Source organism: Neorhizobium sp. T25_27, from assembly GCF_002968565.1.
GTDB lineage: Bacteria > Pseudomonadota > Alphaproteobacteria > Rhizobiales > Rhizobiaceae > Neorhizobium > Neorhizobium tomejilense.
Window position 1 is genome coordinate 49,251 of record NZ_PVBJ01000015.1, and the last position, 16,861, is coordinate 66,111.

At 59.5% G+C, this 16,861-nt stretch carries 13 protein-coding genes; 8 read left to right on the forward strand and 5 right to left on the reverse strand.

Annotated features, from left to right (window positions below):
• The first annotated feature begins 5 nt into the window (after window positions 1–5).
• Both C5J24_RS28835 and C5J24_RS28840 read left to right on the forward strand, forming a co-directional pair.
• A complete protein-coding gene (locus C5J24_RS28835; RefSeq protein WP_105422893.1) occupies window positions 6–914 on the forward strand; it encodes a dihydrodipicolinate synthase family protein in 909 nt (302 codons plus the stop codon).
• A 542-nt stretch (window positions 915–1,456) separates the two neighbouring features.
• Window positions 1,457–2,860 carry a hypothetical protein gene (locus C5J24_RS28840; protein WP_105422895.1) on the forward strand — a complete coding sequence of 468 codons (1,404 nt, stop codon included), beginning with the start codon at window positions 1,457–1,459 and terminating at the stop codon, window positions 2,858–2,860.
• Window positions 2,861–2,882: 22 nt separating this feature from the next.
• On the opposite strand, the gene C5J24_RS28845 is transcribed toward C5J24_RS28840, so the two are convergent.
• Both C5J24_RS28845 and C5J24_RS28850 read right to left on the reverse strand, forming a co-directional pair.
• Entirely contained in the window at window positions 2,883–3,812 is a 930-nt protein-coding gene (locus C5J24_RS28845; protein ID WP_105422897.1) for a family 16 glycosylhydrolase, read from the reverse strand.
• Window positions 3,813–3,854: 42 nt separating this feature from the next.
• Window positions 3,855–4,997: a glycosyltransferase gene (locus C5J24_RS28850; RefSeq protein ID WP_105422900.1), complete on the reverse strand. Its 1,143-nt coding sequence runs from the start codon at window positions 4,995–4,997 to the stop codon at window positions 3,855–3,857.
• 183 nt (window positions 4,998–5,180) lie between these two features.
• On the opposite strand from C5J24_RS28850, the gene C5J24_RS28855 reads away from it, so the two are divergent.
• Complete coding sequence (locus C5J24_RS28855; RefSeq protein ID WP_105422902.1) at window positions 5,181–6,827, forward strand: GMC oxidoreductase; 1,647 nt, start codon at window positions 5,181–5,183, stop codon at window positions 6,825–6,827.
• The gene (locus tag C5J24_RS28860; protein WP_105422904.1) at window positions 6,811–7,824 is read left to right on the forward strand and encodes an NAD(P)-dependent oxidoreductase; all 1,014 of its coding nucleotides are present in this window, start codon (window positions 6,811–6,813) and stop codon (window positions 7,822–7,824) included. The genes C5J24_RS28855 and C5J24_RS28860 overlap by 17 nt, the downstream gene beginning before the upstream one ends.
• A gap of 45 nt (window positions 7,825–7,869) precedes the next feature.
• On the opposite strand, the gene C5J24_RS28865 is transcribed toward C5J24_RS28860, so the two are convergent.
• From C5J24_RS28865 to C5J24_RS28875, 3 genes are all read right to left on the reverse strand, one after another.
• A complete protein-coding gene (locus tag C5J24_RS28865) occupies window positions 7,870–8,163 on the reverse strand; it encodes a hypothetical protein (protein WP_105422906.1) in 294 nt (97 codons plus the stop codon).
• A 140-nt stretch (window positions 8,164–8,303) separates the two neighbouring features.
• Window positions 8,304–9,638, reverse strand: coding sequence for a polysaccharide biosynthesis/export family protein (locus tag C5J24_RS28870; protein ID WP_371674849.1), 1,335 nt, complete (start codon window positions 9,636–9,638; stop codon window positions 8,304–8,306).
• Window positions 9,639–9,665: 27 nt separating this feature from the next.
• Window positions 9,666–10,784, reverse strand: a complete 1,119-nt coding sequence (locus tag C5J24_RS28875) for a glycosyltransferase (protein ID WP_245446834.1) — start codon at window positions 10,782–10,784, stop codon at window positions 9,666–9,668.
• Between the two features lie 284 nt (window positions 10,785–11,068).
• On the opposite strand from C5J24_RS28875, the gene C5J24_RS28880 reads away from it, so the two are divergent.
• The 4 genes from C5J24_RS28880 (at window position 11,069) to C5J24_RS28895 (ending at window position 16,861) form a co-directional block, all read left to right on the forward strand.
• On the forward strand, window positions 11,069–11,788 hold the full coding sequence (locus C5J24_RS28880; protein ID WP_105422908.1) for a sugar transferase: 720 nt from the start codon (window positions 11,069–11,071) through the stop codon (window positions 11,786–11,788).
• A gap of 287 nt (window positions 11,789–12,075) precedes the next feature.
• Window positions 12,076–14,106, forward strand: coding sequence for a glycosyltransferase family 1 protein (locus C5J24_RS28885; protein WP_245446839.1), 2,031 nt, complete (start codon window positions 12,076–12,078; stop codon window positions 14,104–14,106).
• Window positions 14,103–15,776, forward strand: coding sequence for a Wzz/FepE/Etk N-terminal domain-containing protein (locus C5J24_RS28890; protein ID WP_105422910.1), 1,674 nt, complete (start codon window positions 14,103–14,105; stop codon window positions 15,774–15,776). Before C5J24_RS28885 ends, C5J24_RS28890 begins: the two co-directional genes overlap by 4 nt.
• Window positions 15,773–16,861 carry a glycosyltransferase family 2 protein gene (locus tag C5J24_RS28895; protein ID WP_245441282.1) on the forward strand — a complete coding sequence of 363 codons (1,089 nt, stop codon included), beginning with the start codon at window positions 15,773–15,775 and terminating at the stop codon, window positions 16,859–16,861. The genes C5J24_RS28890 and C5J24_RS28895 overlap by 4 nt, the downstream gene beginning before the upstream one ends.

The window sequence follows — 16,861 nt, forward strand, 5'->3', positions numbered from 1 at the left end:
GGATCATGACTTTGTTCAATGGCCTGTCTGCGTTCCCCCTGACCCCGACCAATGCTGAAGGGCGCGTCAACGCCGAGGCGCTGGCCCGTTTTCTCGAGCGTATCCATCACGCGGGTGCAGATTCCATAGGGCTGCTCGGCAGCACGGGTGGCTATTCATACCTCACGAAGGAAGAGCGCAAACGTACAGTCGCGGTTGCCGTTGAATGTATCGGCGGCAGGACTCCCCTTATGGTGGGTGTGGGAGCATTGCGCACCGACGACGCTCAGGCTTTGGCGCGCGACGCCAAAGCCGCCGGCGCCGACGGCCTGCTCCTGGCGCCCATGTCATACGTTCCCCTGAACGAGGATGAAGTCTTTCAGCACTTCGTCGCTGTGGCCGAGGCCGGGGAACTGCCTTTATGCATCTACAACAATCCCAGCACCACGCGCTTCACGTTCAGCGATGCACTGATCGCCCGGCTGTCGGCGGTGCCCAACGTGGTCGCCGTGAAAATGCCTCTGGCGGCAGGTGGCGATTACGCCGGGGAACTCGCACGCCTGCGGCAGGTCACTCCTGACAGGTTCATGATCGGGTATAGCGGCGATTGGGGGGCGGCCGATGCCTTGCTTGCCGGATGTGACACCTGGTACAGCGTTGCGGCAGGCCTGCTGCCAGGCCCGGCGCTTGCCCTGACGCGTGCTGCGCGGGCCGGCGACATTGTCGAGACCGCGCGGTTGAACAAGGCTTTCGAACCGCTCTGGACCTTGTTCAAGCGCTACGGCAGCTTCCGCGTTATGTTCGCCATTGCGGGCCTCCTGGGTCTGGCGCACGTCCAGCCGCCGCGTCCGATCTTGCCGTTGCCGAAAGACGCCGAAGATGACGTCAGGCTGGCATTGGAGATGATCGAGGGCGCGGCCCCGCAGAGGTTTTGATCTGCCGGACGCGGGTTCGGGGACATCTTCCATATCTGCCTTTGCTCAGCCGCGGTTCCGAACTAGGTCAGCGCGACGGGCCAAACTGCACGTTTAACCACTGCGGCATCGGCTTCAGAGAGAAGTATCATCAAGTGAAGCCGGTAGCCGGCCAAGGATCGTAGATCGTCTCGCCCCCGGCCAAAGCAATCCTCATTCTCGGAGGACTCTTAATGATTTGGCTGCGACGAATGTCGGCTCTTCCTAAACCTTTTGATGCAGTTGCCACGACGGTTCAAAGCGATACGATCCACTTGCGATACGGAGATAACCTAGGGCTCGGCTCGGAAAACGACCGACCTGGGGTTTTGTCGTAACCTACGAAGCACGACGAAGGCTCGAGCCTTGGGACGGATCGAGCGCGTGCCTTCGAAGAGGTCGTTCGGCGGATTCGTCGCAGCATTGCATGCCTTGCCACCCATGGCGACCATACACAGTCCCCCCAATGCGTCCTGACGTTAAGCACGTTCGGCTCCACGCAACGAATGAAAGGGGTATCGCGCATGAGCTTGGAGCCCATCGGAATATTTACGCTCGTTCTGGGGCTCTACTGTCTGTTCGCGGGATACCATGCGAGCATCGTCGTGTTCATCGGCCTTTCCGTTTTCGGTGCTGCAGCCGCGATCCTGATGGGTTCCGCAAACATCCAGCCGGCGCACCTCTTTCTCGCATTCCTTGCCCTGAGCGTCCTGACCTATCGAGACAAGTTCAGCATCGCGCTGAAGGCACTGTCCTTCCCTAAGCCCGGGTTCTGGCTGGCCTGTCTGCTGATCTACGGGACAGTGTTGGGTTTTTTCGCGCCGCGCCTGCTTGCCCGCATGACGGACATCATCCCGCTCGGCTCTTCCGAATATCCATCCACCGGCAGCACCGTGCCTTTGGGGCCGGTCTCCAGCAATTTTACCCAGGCGGTCTACGTTTCCGCAGATCTTCTCGCCTATGTCCTGATCCTGGCGATCGGATCCACCATGGCCGGTTTCAGGGCAATCGCCGTCGGGGTTCTGCTATTCGCCGGCGCGAATGCCTTCTTTGCTCTGCTCGACATCGCGACCTATGGCACTGGGGCTCAAGACCTTTTTCTCTACATCCGCAACGCCCAATACACATTTCACGATGATGACGTCGTCGCCGGCGTCAAACGTATCGTCGGCTCATGGCCGGAGGCGTCGGCATTCGCCGGCATCAGCCTCGCCGCCGTCGGGTTTACCGGCACGCTGTGGCTCTGCGGGCGCGATCTGAGATGGAGCGGCGCACTTTTCCTTGTCACGACCCTGCTGGTGATACGGTCTACGTCGTCGGCGGGCCTGTTGGCTTTGCCGCTTTGCTTCGTGATCTTGTATGTCACCGCTTTCTTCCGCTGTGGCGGGCAGTCCGGAACCCGCAACAGTTCGACGATCGTGCTGTTTGCACCGCCGCTGATTTGTCTCATCGCATTGGTGATTGCCCTCAACGAGACGCTTTTCCGGCAACTCTACGACTATTTTGACCTGCTCATCTTCAGCAAGTCCACATCGGCTTCCGCGGTGGAACGCGGTTCCTGGAACACCTATGGATACCAGAATTTCCTCGATTCTTACGGTCTCGGGGTTGGCCTCGGTACCTCACGCACGTCGAGCTTCCTGTTCGCCCTGCTCTCCAATGTGGGGATACCAGGGACGATCATGTTTTTGCTCTTTGCGATCTCAGCATTCTCGAAACGGCGCGGGATGCCTCGCACCTTCACCTCGGATGTCCGGCTTGCGGCGCGCAACGGCTGCGCCTGCCTGATGATCGGTGCCATGGTTGCGGGGCCGACCGTCGATCTCGGCCTTGTGTTCTTCATCCTGGCCGGCCTTTCGAGCGCCGAGCCGGAGCACGAAAGGCTGACAGCTCCGGCGGGCCGCTACATGACCGTAAAGGTGGGTTGATTGCGCGCCTTAAGCTTGTCCGTCAGGCATACGCCCGGAAATAATCGACCCGCATGCGCGTGAGCGTGTCCGCGGGCAAGAGTGGCTGCGGATACGGGACATCCGAACGCAGGGCAAGCGTGAGGACCGGCCAGAACACATCCTGGTCGGCATCGAGTTGTGCGGAGCGGGTGATCGTCCAGACCGCCGGCATTCCGGTCCTGGTATCAATGATGGGCTGCCGCTCGAAATAGATCGTGCATTCGGTATCGGTGACCAGCACGCCGTATCGGCAATAACCGGCGGTCATGTCGGTCGGCGTGGGCACGCCGGTTCCTTCGTTGTGCTCGCCGGGTTGCCCCCATTCGTGCAGATAGGCTCCGTAGAGCGTGGGTTCCCAGCCCTTGTGCTCGACGACGTCGATTTCGATGCTCGTCTGAGGACGCAGGATGCTGCGTCCGTTCATCATCCAGAAAGCCGGCCAGGTCAGCGGGTGTCTCGGAAACAGCATCCGCGCCTCGAAATAGCCGCGCCGCCAACCTTTCATGATCGTGCCATCGCGCTTGGCCGTCTGAATATTGCCCGATATCCATTGAAACTCGGCGAGCTCATTGCCGTAATAATGGGGGACCTTCATCGGCTGCCCGATGTGTTTTGCAGCCACTTCCAACGCCTTGCCATCGCTCGCGTTCGGGTCGTCGACAATCGCATAGGGATTGAAACCCTCTTCGCCGCTGTCTCTCGCGAAGGCCGAACGGCCGTAAAAGCCCGGATCGGAGGTCGTCGGCTTCGGACCGGCGCTCCAGGTAGACCAATCGAGCCTGGTGAAATTGTCCTCAAATATCAGGGCTCGCCCGCTGGTCGGGTCCTCCAGGCGCTCCGATGCCTTCGATCTCCAAACGAGACCGCCGCCAAGGCCCGCCGAGGCCAGGGCGCCGACCGCGAATGAGCGGCGGGACAATAACGTCGTCATGATCCACCTCACGTCGTTTCATTCAGGCTGGTCCACAGAGATCTATGCCGCTGCCGCACTCCGCAACGCGTTGGCATGCACCTCAAGCACCCGCTCCGGGCTGTAACAGTCAATGAACTCCTGCCGGAAGCTGGCATGGGCCTGCTCGGCGCGCAGATTGTCGCAATAATAAATCATCGCGTTCACGAGCTCTTCGCTTCGATCTACCGGCACGAGCAGCCCAAGCCGGCTGTCGACGAGGATATCACTCGGGCCGAATTCGCAATCGGTCGCGATGACGGGCAGACCAAACCGCAACGCTTCACAGATCGCCAGCGACCACCCCTCCCATCGCGACGTGGATACATAGACGTCACTTGCCGCCAGCGCGGGCTGGGGATTTTCAGGATGATGCTCCAGGCTTACCACGTCCGCGAGGCCCCGGCGGTCGATCTCTGCCCGCAAGGCCGCCTCCCCGTCACCATAACCGACGATTTTCAGCAGGACATTGCTGCGCTTTTTCCGCAGCTCGCAAAACGCGGCGAGGAGAATGTCCTGGCCTTTCTGGAAGGAGAAGCGACCGATATTGATGAAAGTGACGTTATCGCCGACGCGTGCCTGGCCGGCATCGGAAAGATCAAACTTTCGCACGGGGTTCGGCACCCAATAATGCGGGCGCTTGCTCTTGAACATCGCATTGAATGAGGTGAGCTGCCGCGGCGAGGTTCCGAAAACCGAGGCGATCCTCGGCAGGAAAAGCGTCTTCATCAACAGGAAGAGTATCTTGGCCTTGATATGGCTGCGCTCCAGCTTGGGATTGCCGTGAAGATGGACGGCAAACCGGCGCCGAATGCCGATGCAGGAGGCCATGCAGATCACCGTCGGCTCGATCTGCGGCACGACGACCAGGTCGTAATCCTTGCCCGCAATGACCTTCCGGAAGTTGCGCATCAGCTCGATCCGGCTCGAAGCCACGCGGTCGATAATGGTGTAATTCCTGCCCTCCGTCGGGCGATTTTTGTGAACCGATGTGTAGAGGACGTCCACCTCGAAGTCGCTTCCATACCGATCCATCAGACCGGAGCAGATCGTATCCACGACCCTCTCGATACCGGCGAAGGCACTCGTCCCCGGCTGGACATAGAGGATCTTCAAAGGTGTAGGGGGGCTAAGTCTTTCGGAGTAGGGCATGGTTGCTATTTGCATATACCTAACCTCTTTGAATTTTCCGAAGACCCTGTATAGTAAGGAAAATCTCCCATAAAAACATCGGAAACATCCCTGCTGAAACATTAAGTCAAACCTTGCGGAAAACAAGAAATTATTCACCGCCAAGAGCGATAACATTGATGCAATGTCGATGAGATTGCAACAACAAAGGTTTTCTGGATGTCCGTCATCGAGTTAAACGTGACTTTTGGAGAAACTGTACTTCCGCTGCCATCCTGCGACGTCTGCATTGTCGGGTCAGGACCAGCCGGCACGACGCTTGCGCAGGAATTGTCGAATACGAACTTGCGCGTCACTCTTCTGGAGAGCGGCGGCATGGCCCGCGATCCCCTGGTGGATGCGCTTGACGAGATCGACAATGTCGGCCGCCCGCGTGCCAGTGACCAGTGGTCCGTTCGCAATCGTATCGTTGGCGGAAGCTCCCACACCTGGGGTGGACGTTGCGGCCCCTTCGACGCCGTCGACTATGAAGAACGGCCTTGGGTTCCGTATTCCGGCTGGCCGATCGACGGCGCGGATCTCGAACCCTATCTGGCGCGCACTGCCTCCCATCTCGGCCTGGCTTTCGGCAATGGCTACAATGATGAACGTTTCTGGGCGATTGCCAGTCGCCAGCGGCCGGCGCCTGATCTCGACCCGGAAATCCTGATCCCTGTCTTCTGGCAGTTCAGCCGGGATACGGAAGAAGCTTATCCTTACGAATACATGCGCTTCGGTCGTCACGTCGCCAAGCGGATCGGCCCCAATGTGACGCTCGTCACCGGGGCGACGGTGCAGAGCGTCCAGGTATCGGAATCGGGGGATGCCATCCGCGGCGTGCGATTTGTGGCAACCGACGGCAGTCAGCAGGTATTGACCGCATTCGTCGTGATCCTGTGCTGCGGCGGCATAGAAAACGCCCGCATACTGATGAACTCCAATGAGACGAAACCTCATGGAGTGGGAAACGACCATGACCAGGTGGGACGCTGTCTCATGGACCATCTGAGGGGTTCGGTGGCGACCTTTTCGCTGCCGGGTTCCGATGCTCTTCAAAAGCGCTTTGGCCGATACAATGTCAGCCGCCATTTCTTTCGTGCCGGATTTCGGCTGAGCCCCGATATCCAACGGCGCGAACAGCTGCTCAACTGCGCCGGCTGGCTCGGCGAGGTGTTGGCGAAGGATGATCCCTGGGATGCCTTGCGACGCCTGGCGGGGCGCACCCCGAAGCTGCCGCAGGACCTGTTCAATATCATCGCGAACAGCAATTTGCTCGTCAGGGGGGTCAAGGACTTTCTGGGCGCGAAGAATGGGGTCCCGCGCAAGCTGACCGAACTCGACCTGCAATGCATGTGCGAGCAGGTGCCCAATCCCGATAGCCGCGTGACCTTGTCGGAACGACACGATCGTCTGGGCATGCGCTTGCCGCGAGTGGACTGGCGCAGCCATAGCGACGAGTCCCGCACGATGCGCAGAATGGCGGAACTGGCTGTCCAGGAACTGCCGAAAGCCGGCCTGCCCGCGCCGAAGCTGGAGGAATGGGTCAAGGACGGCGCCGAAATTCCCTCGACATTCGTGGATGTCGCCCATCCGACCGGAACGACGCGCATGTCCACGGAGCCCGGCCGTGGTGTCGTCGATGCCAACTGCGAAGTGCATGGCGTCAGCGGTCTCTTCGTGCAGGGCAGTTCGGTCTTCCCGACGGCCGGGCACTGCAATCCGACCCAGATGATCGTCGCACTGGCTGTTCGCCTCGCCGACCACATCAAGATGAAACACCAATATCGAGAACCAGTTCCGGTGACGGCCCATGCCAGATGTGCTTAAGGCAAAGCCAGTTCTGGTGACCGGCGCGACCGGCAGGATCGGCAGGATCGTCGTCGCGGATTTGATCGAACGCGGTTATGCCATACGAGCCACCACATCGAAGCCATTGGCGGCGGATGGAGGCGAGGTTGACGGTCTCCTGGAGTGGCGACGGTTCGACTTCATGACGGACGACAACTGGGATGGGCTCGTCAAAGGCTGCTGCGCCGTTTTGCACCTTGCGGCCGAACTCGGCAAGATGGAGCGCATGCAGCAGGTCAATGTCGAGGCCACCCGACAACTTGCGCAAGCCTGCGAGCGTGAGGGTGTTGCCGCCTTCTGTTATGCGAGCACCGTTTCGGTTTACGGGAGCGGACGAAAGCGCCTGATCGATGAGGCCTCGCCGGTGTTGACCGCCGACCGGGATATCCCCTCGCAATACTGGGCTCTCGACTATGTTCGAATGTATGGGCGAACCAAGCTGGCAGGCGAGCTCGCATTGCGCGCCGTTGCAAGACAGACCCGCTTTACGATCGTGCGGCCCGCCGTGGTCGTCGATATCAACCAGATCATCGGCATTCGGGACTGGAATCCAGTCAAGCGACTGCTCGGCGCACATCGCCATGCACATCATATCTATGTTCGCGACGTCTCCGACGCGATGATCTGGCTTATCGTGCGAGGCCTGGCGGGACACGGCCTGCCGGGTCAGGTCGAGGTCTATAACCTTGCGGAGGATGATTGCCCCGACCCACGGCACATCGATTTCATGCGAAAGGCTTTCGCCATCAGTCGTGACCGACGCTATAGAAGCATGCCGATACCGGCGGTCGCCGACTGGCTTCACGATTTCCTGAGATTTAGAACCTTGCCTTTGAGAAACCCTCTGTGGCGAATGCGCTTTTCCAACCAGCGCCTGAAGGAGGCCGGTTATCGCTTTCGCTACGGAATGGCAGAGGCCCAACGCCTTGCGCTTTCCACCCTTAGGAAAACCGCCGGAAATACTGGAGCCGAGTGACGGAGCATCGCGTGACCGCGCTCATATGCGGGGGTCTTGAGCTTCTCATTCTCCGCAGTATTTCGAATTCGCGCCCAGCGAGGATTGTTCCCGCCCGTTTACCCGCCTCCGGACATAGAGCAGATAAAAGATTCCATTCATGGCGACACAACCCGCCTCAAGCGCCACCGCCGCCAGGAACGCCCAGGTCAGCGTATCGGATATCGAATAATCGAGAACAATTGCGGTTGTCGCCAAAACGATGACGACTGCCAGAACGAAAAGCGTGAAGATCAAAATTGGTAACCGGGCTGCGCAAAGCAAGCCGATGATGAATGCAATGACCAAGACCCAAGTCATCAGCGTCCTTTGACCAGTTTCGTCTCCGGTATTTGAGAATTTTATTCTAACATGTGCTGAATGTTCCTAGCAAGCGGGAATCGGCGGGCTTCCGGCTCCCAGCCGGATGGCTATTTTGTGCTGTCGGATCCGACTGCGGTTTAGAAATTCTTCGGCCGAGTATCTCTCGCTCGCCTTTCCACCCGCACGACGTCGCCCGGACCCACCTCATCATTGTCACTGACGACCAGGGTCTGCATCGCTCCATTGATTGTCCGATTGACCTTGATGAGAAACGCTGGCTCGCCGTCGGCTTCCAGTGCGGCAAGGGCGGCGGGAGCGCGCAATTCGATGTTTGCCAGAAGCGCACGCGCCGTTTTCGCCTTTTCGGAATTGGCCGCCAGCCGATCCCGCAGGTCCACGGCCTCGGTAAGCGCGTCACCTCTGTATTTCTGGCGAAAATCGCCCATTTCCTGATCGAGTTTGGCGAGATCCTGCTGCGTCTTGAGAATTGCAAGCGAGACATCCAGGCTGCGGCTTTCGAGATCCGCGAGGCTTTGGTTTGCGCCCAGTTGCCGAGACGATACCGTCAGCCCCTGGGACACCATCTTGTTGACGGCGTTCAGATCCTTTGCCGCCATTTCGGTCTGCCTGGCGAGCGAGCTTTCCTTGAGCCGCAGGGTTTCGAGCTGGTTCTTGGCCAGAATCTTGGCCTGACCAAGCCTTTCGAGTTCCGTGTTCATCAGGTGCAGCCGGGTCTCAAACAATGCCTGCTCATCCTGCATCACGCGCGCCAACGCCGGTCGGGAGGCTTGCGATGTCAGATCCTGCGGGAACGAGATCGTGGTCGCGCCGGCCAAAAGCGCCTCGACACGCGCTTGACGCGCCAGAAGGCCATAATGTTCGAACTCCAGTTGGCCGAGGTCCCCGTGACTGACCAGCGCATCGCGCTGGAGAGCAAGCATTTCGGGATCTCCCTGCCCGAGCCCGCCAGCCATGCTGATTGCCTGGATCACCGTCAGGCCAGGCACATAGCCATATTTCCCCGGCTTGGACACCAAGCCGGTGACGAAGAATGGCCGGTAGACCGAGACCTCCACGGAAGCATTGGGCCGCTTCTGTAGACCGACCTGTTTCTGAAGCTGCTCCCCGATCAAGCCTGTTACGTCATCCAGCGTCTTGCCGGCGACCGAAACGGTGCCGATGATCGGAAGCGACAACGTGCCTGCCGCGGAAACGGCGAATTCACCTGTCAACGGCACCCATTCGAACGCCACTCCGGCATTCGGCCGCCATTCGAAAACACGAATTTTAAGAACGTCCTGCGGCCCGAGCGTATAGTCGGCCGCACCTGCCGGATTGCCCGGAGAAAAAACCGCAAGCCAGGCCATCAGCATCAGGAGAAACTTGGCCAGGTAGCACAGCCGCGAGGCTGGCGCGGACGATGGCCTGACATACATCGCAAACGGGCGCTGCAAGAAGCTCAGTCGCTGCATCCGGTCACTCCTGTTTCTCCAATTGGCTTAAGCTATTCGCACGTCATCCCAGATCGGCCCCTGCCCGGTCAGATGATTGGCGTAGGACCTGAATTTGTCGATGAAAACCGACGTCCTGAAATCCTGTGCCCGCGCCACGGCATCGGCGGGGTTGAGATCCATTTTATCGAGACGCTCCACGGCATCGATGACGGCCTCGATCGATTGGATGGGGAAAAATACACCGGTCTTGCCGGCGACGACGGTTTCCGTCGCTCCGCCCCGTCCGTAAGCGATGACAGGGCGACCGCTTGCCATCGCTTCAACGGGCACGATGCCGAAATCTTCCTCGCCCGGAAATACGAGTGCCCTGCAGCGTGCGTAGTGGTGCTGAAGGACGTCGAATGGCTGGGCACCCATGATCGTCACGGTCGGTCCAGCGATCTTGCGCAGGCGAGCCAGCATCTCGCCGCCGCCGATGACCACCAGCTTCGCCTTCATCCGGTTGAAAGCTTCCACCGCGAGATCCGGGCGTTTGTAGCTCACCAGTTCCCCAGCCATCAGATAATAATCCTCGAGGTCGCCGGTGACGACCGGTCGAAAAGCCTGGGTATCGACGGGCGGATGGATGATGTGCGCATCCCTGCGGTAATAGCTCTTCACCCGCTGCGCCACCGTCGTGGAATTGGCGATGAATTCATCGACACGGCTGGCCGCCGCGACATCCCAGGTCCGCAAATAATGCGCCAACGGCGGCATCATCATCCGCGTCAACCTTCCGGAGGTTTCATAGTACTTATTGTACATGTTCCAAATGTATCGCATGGGCGAATGACAGTAACAAATATGGATGGCTGGCGAGGTAGGTATTACTCCTTTTGAAGGACCCGACTCGCTACTAATGACGAGGTCATACCCGCTGAGGTCCAGCTGCTCCAAAGCCATGGGCATCAGCGGCAGATATTTTTTGTACATCCGCTTCGCGTAGGGCAAGGAATCAATGAAGGTCGTTTGGATGCGATGCTTCCGGATTTCCGCTGAAATTACAGTGGGATCATACACATGGGTATAGATATCGGCGCCCGGATAAATCCGGCAGAGCGCCTCCAGGACCTTTTCGCCGCCCCGCATCCCGACCAACCAGTAATGGACGATTGCCACCCGCATGAAGTCTCCCCATGACCGAGCAACGGCCAAATTCATCAGCCATTGCAGCAATTTGGCTCACGCTCTAGATCGAAATAAGTAGATAAGATTATCTACCCCGGAATGTGCAGTTTAACTCGCACATGTATCGGTAAATAGTGCCGATACATTCCATGATGCCTAAATAGTGCGCCGCAATAAAAGTATTGTCAAATGAAATACCAGGCGCTAACGTGGGTGTGGATGCCGCTATAGATTGTCTGCCCATACCCTTTCGTCTTTTATCTAGAGTACGGAGCACGCAGATGAATGACATCAATGTCAGTAGTAATTTGAATGCGATGAACGGCTCCCATCTTCAGGCACCCGAACAATTCGCTTTCCCGAGGATCGGAAACGAGGCGTCCCATGGCCTCTCGGTCTATCTGAAACGGGCTCTCGACACGGTTATTTCCCTTATTGCCCTTATCGTTCTCATGCCGATGATCGTGATGCTGATCGCCCTGCTTTATGCCGTCCAGGGCCGCCCAATCTTCGTTGGGCACCGCCGGATCGGCAAGAATGGGGTGATGTTCCCTTGTCTCAAGTTCAGGACAATGGTCCCCAATGCCGATGAAGCTCTGCTTCGGCATCTCTCCGCCAATCCGTCGGAGAGGGCGGAATGGGCCGCCACGCGCAAACTGAAGAACGACCCCAGGATTACGCCGCTCGGCGCCCTGCTGCGCAAGAGCAGCGCCGATGAGATACCGCAGCTCCTGAACGTCATACTGGGACATATGAGCATCGTCGGCCCGCGCCCGATCGTATCGAGCGAGGCGGAGTTCTATGGTCGCCACTTTGTGGATTACATCCGGGTTCGGCCTGGCCTGACTGGGCTTTGGCAGATCAGCGGCCGCAACGACATCAGCTACAACGCACGCGTCGAACTCGACATGCGCTATGTCCGGGAACAAAGCATCTGGGGAGATATCGTCATCATGGCGAAGACCGTTCCGGCGGTCCTGCGCGCGCACGGCAGCTATTGATTGAACCCGCCCCAGCCGGGGCGGTTAGCACATGGCGGACGTTCCGCGGGAGCGGGCGCAATACGGCAGACGCAATGCAATAGCTTTGGGGATCAGTACATCTTGCAAGCCAGCTTTGAGATCGTCAGCAGAAACCTTCAGCAAAAAGAGACCGCCATCTGCTTATCGCCGTGGTCTTGTTTTTTGCAAACCGGAAAATTGGCAGATGAGCGGGGCTCCCTCGTTCATCGCCCTTGGTACCCGCACATTGCCCCTTCTTTCCGCGCGAACGATGATGGAGGGCAGTCGTGAGCTCAATCGAGCACTGCGCCATCAACGGGCGGTTCCTGACGCAAAGTGCGACCGGCGTTCAGCGCTATGCGATGAATGTCGTCAAGGCTCTCGACCGCACCTCCGGTCATGATGAGCGCTTGCCGATAATCGCGCCCGTCGGCACACCGGACCCGGGTTTTGCCCGACTTCCGCTGGTCACCGCCGGTGATTTCGGCGGGCACGCGTGGGAGCAGACCGTGCTTGCCCGGACTTGCCAGGGGCCGCTGCTCAATCTTTGCAATTCGGCGCCCGTCCTTAAGAAGGATCAGATCGTCTGCATCCATGACGCCAACATTTTCGCCGCCCCGGAAAGTTATGGCCGCACCTTCCGTATGGCCTACTCCCGACTGCATCCGCTCCTGGTTCGACGTTCCGCCCGCATCGCCACCGTCTCTCACGCATCGGCCCGGCAACTCGCACGCTACCTGCCTGTCCGGCAGAAAGACATTGCCGTCCTTCCCAATGGCCATGAGCACGCTCTAGAGTGGGACGCCGGGCTGGCGGAGGTCGCGCTGCAAATGGTCAGTGCCATAGTCGCAAGAGGCCGCCAATTCGTTCTCGCGCTTGCCTCTCGTGCCCAACACAAGAACCTTGGCTTGCTGGTGAAGGCTGCAGCGGCTCTTGACGACCTGGATATCGACATCGTCGTCGCCGGCGGAAGTGCCGGTATTTTTGCCTCCGACCTTCTCGAAAAACGGCCCAACCTCCTTCTCGTGGGGCGGGTGTCGGACGACGATCTAGCCTATTTTCTGAAACACGCACTCTGTCTGGCGTTCCCCTCCATCACCGAGGGTTTTGGCTTGCCCATTGTCGAAGCCATGGCCTTGGGTTGCCCCGTCGTGGCGTCCGATTGCGCCAGCATGCCTGAAGTATGCGGCGCGGCGGCGCTGATGGCCTCTCCCTTCCAGCCGGAGGAGTGGGTCAGGCATATCGCGGCCCTGAAGGGGTCCGATCTGCTCAAAGGCGAGCTGCGCGGTCGGGGCTTGGAGCAGGTGCGCAACTTCTCTTGGACGAACACCGCAGCGGGTTATCGGGAACTGCTTCAGAACCCCGCGAAAGACCTTGTTCCGCATAAATCGCCAAGGTCGACGGAACTTAGCCTGGCGGTTGTCATCGCCACCCGCGGTCGCCCGGCCGTCATCAGTGTGACGGTACGCCATCTTCTCGCAACCCAGACGGTTCGGCCGGATACGTTGGTGGTGTCCTGCGCGGATGCGTCCGACGTCGGCGATCTGGTTTCCGATCCCAAGGTGACGATCGTCACAGGAAAGGCGGGCCTTGCAGCCCAACGCAACAGAGCGCTCACCAACCTGCCTGCCGGAACGGACGTGGTCGTCTTTTTCGACGACGATTTCGTCGCCCACGCAAATTGGCTGGCATCCGCCGTCTGCGCGTTTCGCGATGAAAGCCGCCTCGTTGGGTTGACGGGGCACGTGATCGCCGACGGAATCAAAGGCCCCGGCATCCCCTTCGATGAGGCCGTTCGCCTTCTCGATCGTGCGCCATCCCCTGGCTCGAGGTGGCATGAACCCTACAGTCCCTATGGCTGCAACATGGCCTTCCGCATGTCCGCCATCGGCGACGCAAGGTTCGACGAACGGCTGGTCCTGTACGGCTGGCTGGAGGATCGTGATTTCGCGGCCGCGCTTGCCAAGCAGGGTGGACGCTTCATCAAATCGGACGAGGCCTGTGGCGTCCATATGGGCGTCAAGAGCGGCCGCGTGAGCGGTGAGCGGCTGGGATATTCGCAGATCGTCAACCCACTTTACATGATGCGCAAGGGCACCATGACGCTTGCGCAGGTTGCCGACCAGGTTCTGCGCAACATCGCCAGCAATTTCGGCCGGCTGTTATGGGCGGAACCGTTTATCGATCGTCGCGGGAGGGTCAAAGGCAATCTCTTAGGTTTTGCGGATGTTCTGCGGGGACGTCTGGAGCCTGAGCGCGCTGCCCGGTTGCCAGTCTTCAGCGCTCGTCCGCTGCGAGCCGGAGGGAAGGCCAAATGACGTTCAACAGGCCTGGCCCTCTGGAGGAAGCTTCCCGTATGTGGCGCACGGATCGCGCGCCACCAGGCGATCCCGGGGAAGGTCCTCTCGCGCTACTGCGCCTGATGGTCGCGCTTGCGTGGCGTAACAAGATACGGCTTGTCGCGTGCACGGCGGCGGGGTTCCTGCTCGCCTTTCTTTATGCGAACTCTCTTCCCAAGGTGTACAATGCCACGGCAACGCTTCTGCTGGAGCCGCGGCAATTTGCTTCCGCCGACCGCGACATCAGCGGGCAACAGAACCTGGACCTGAACAGCGCCGAAAGCGAGTTGCAGATCATCCGTTCGGAGCGGCTTCTATCCGCCGTCTTCGACAGCCTTGTTCTTCAGGGCGACGCCGAACTCGGCCCCCGGCCGCCGAAGGAATTTACCGGGCTGGCGGTTCAGGTGCAGGACACGATGTCGACGCTTGTGGACAACGGGTTGACAACGCTTGGCAAGACATCAAGGCGGGCCGAGGATGCTCTGGACCCGGCCGCCGACCCCCACGAAAACGCCCGCCGCATTGCCTTCGCGAATTTCGTCAAACGGCTGAGCGCGCGGCGGGTGGGGCAATCCTATGTCGTCGAAATCGAATTCTGGTCATATAATCAGAACCTTCCTGCCCGTGTCGCAAACGCCATGGCGTCGGGATACATCCTCCAATCGATTGCCTCAAAAGAGCAGATGGCACGAGCTGGCACGGACACGCTGCAGGGACGACTGGACTCGCTGGCTACCCAGGTCAACGCTGCCCGGGAGGCAATGAGGAACGGCACGTTACCCGTGCTGGCCACACCGGATGCCGATGCTCGGATCATCGGCGCCGCACTTCCGCCACTCGATCCCTCCGGCCCGCGCAAGGCACTGATCGCCGCATTAGGTGGGCTGCTGGGGTTTCTGATTGGTATGTCGACCATAGCCATCAACGTGGCCTTTGATCGACGGGTGCGCGATACGAAGGAACTCTCGCAGGAAACCGGCATTCCGTGCCTGGCAACGGTTCCGGACACCGGCAAGACGGCAGGCATCGGGTGGCGTTTCGATAGCCCCGCGCTCCAACGATACGCCAGCGTCATTCGCGACTTGAAAACCTCCGTCGATGTCGCCTGCGCATCGCAACGGCGGGAAAGAAACATCGTGATTGCATTCATCGGGGCAACGGCTGCGACCGGCGTTTCAACCCTGTCTCTCAGCATGGCGCAGCTTCTGAGCCGAAGCGGCCACCATGTGACGTTCTTCTATTCGGGGCTGCCGTCCTTGGTCGAAGAAACATCCAGTTCCTCAACCTCCCTGGCCGACGTGGCAATCTCAGGACTGAAGGCGGATCAGCTGTCGTTCGGCAATCTCGATGGCATTGCCACTCTGCCGATCCACTCGACAGACCCGCATATCGATATTTTTGCGGATTTCCGCCATCCCAGCGTCTTGCGGATTCTGGAATCGGCTCGATTGAAGGGAGATGTCATCTTCGATCTTCCGGCCCTTGATACATCCCTGGATGCGCTGGCGCTGGCATTTCATGCCGATGCTGTCTTGATCGTCGCAAAGAGCGGACGCACGACAATTGAGGAGGTGAAGGACGTTCACAACCAGCTGCGGCGCGCCGGCGCGCCGGTGATCGGCACCGTAGTCAACAGGGTCAGGTCATGACCGCAGACCCCATGGCTTCCCCGCAAACACCTCCACAGGCGCAGGATTCCCTCGGATCTGAACAATCCACGGATGATCCGGAGGGCAGTATCTGCAAGCTCGCGATCATCATCACCTGCTTCAACTATTCGCAATTCATCAGGCGCGCGGTTGAAAGCGTCCTCTCGCAAAAGTGCCGGCAGTGCCAGATCCTCGTGATCGACGACGGCTCAACCGATGGTTCGTGGGAGGTGATCCGCGAGCTGGGGGTGCGTGCGTTTCGGCTTACAAATGGCGGTCAGCGCAGGGCCTGTCTTTTTGGCCTCGAGCAGACACAGGCACCCTTCGTCCTATTTCTGGATGCCGATGATGAGCTTCTTCCGCAGGCATTGGAGATGATCCTCGCCCACCTGGACGACGGCGTTGCGAAACTTCAGTTTCCGTTGAAGCGGATCGATGGCGACGGCAATGTCATCAGCGGCCCGATACCCGAACTCCAGGCGTTCAGAGGGCGTGAACTGGCGGGCCGGGTCTTGCGTACCGGTGTCTACGCGACCCCTCCGACCTCGGGCAATGTTTTCAGACGCGACGTGTGCGAGCTCCTGAAGGACGCAGACTATGACAGGGCTGTCGATGGCATTATTCTGTTCGCGGCTCCGTTCATCGGCGACGTGGTGAGCCTGGCGCAGCCGCTCGGTCTTTACCGGGTCCATGACCGCAACGATTCCGGCTTCGGTGACGAATTGAATACACAAGCTTTGCATCGGGATCTTCAGAGATTCGTCGCCAGGACGGAGCATCTACGCCGGATCCTGCCAGACTATGGCCATCGCTCCGGTCTCGTATCCACCGAGCATGCCTATTTCTACCGTGAGCGGCGCTTTTATCTTGCGGTGGCGGAGGACGAACGGATTTCCTTCGCCAGCCTGTCTGGGCTTGTGGGGCGGTTGTGGCGGGACAAAAACCCGCTGCGGATGAAGGTTTCCATGACACTGTTTTTCACGGCCATCAGTCTGCTTCCCAGAGATCGGGCCCGAAAGGCGCTTGCCTATCGTCTGGGCGCCGGGACCCGCTCGACGCGCGGGCTCATTCGGGCGCTGATCTGA